Raw genomic sequence first — 924 nt, 5'->3', positions numbered from 1 at the left:
CGGCGCCCCGGAAGGGCGGGGTACGGGCAATTCCCGCAACGGGAAGAACGCGAAGACGGTGCAAACCCGGTCGGGGCCGGTGAGGATTTCGGTTCCACGGGACCGGAACGGTGATTTCGAGCCGGTGATCGTGCCGAAGCGGGCGCGGCGGCTGGGGAATCTGAATACTGTTGTTTTGTCGTTGTATTCGCGGGGTATGACGACTCGTGATATCGAGGAACATGTGAAGGAGGTGTATGGGACGCAGGTGTCGCGGGAGTTGATCTCGAATATCACCGATGTCGTTGTGGACGAGATCAAAGAATGGCAGTCACGTCCCCTGGATGAGGTGTATCCGATTCTGTATGTCGATGGAATCCGGTTGCGGATCAAGGACAACGGGGTCGTGACCACGAAGGTCGCCTACCTGGCCATCGGGGTGGATGTCGAGGGCCGCAAGCATGCCCTTGGCTGCTGGATCCAGGATTCGGAAGGAGCGAAGTTCTGGGCGAAGGTCCTGGCCGACCTGCGCAACAGAGGGGTTCGTGACATCCTGATCGCCTGTTGTGACGGTTTGACGGGGCTGCCCGATGCCATCCGCTCGGTATTCCCGGACACGGTGGTGCAGACGTGTGTCGTTCATGTGGTGCGGAATGCGATGCGGTTCGTCTCCTACGGTGACCGCAAGAAGGTCACCGCGGTGATGCGGGAGATCTACACGGCGCCGAATCTGGAGGGCGCCGAGTTGGCGTTGAAGGAGTTCGACGCGAAATTCGGTGAGCAGTACCCGGGTGCGGTGGATATCTGGCGGCTTGCCTGGGATGAGTTCATTCCGTTCTTGGATTATCCGGTCGAGTTGCGGAAGATCGTGTATACCACGAATCAGATCGAGTCGATCAACTTCCAGCTGCGGAAGATCACGAAAACGCGTGGTCATTTCCCGGA

At 59.1% G+C, this 924-nt stretch carries 1 protein-coding gene; it reads left to right on the top strand.

Going from position 1 to position 924, the window contains the following annotated elements:
• The coding region (locus ACX4ZE_RS22810; protein WP_480275515.1) for an IS256 family transposase at positions 1-924 on the top strand (924 nt) is incomplete at both ends.

This window comes from Nocardia sp. TBRC8007 (genome assembly GCF_056629435.1).
Note: the sequence above shows the minus strand (reverse complement) of the source record. Positions and strands in the feature narration are given on the sequence as shown.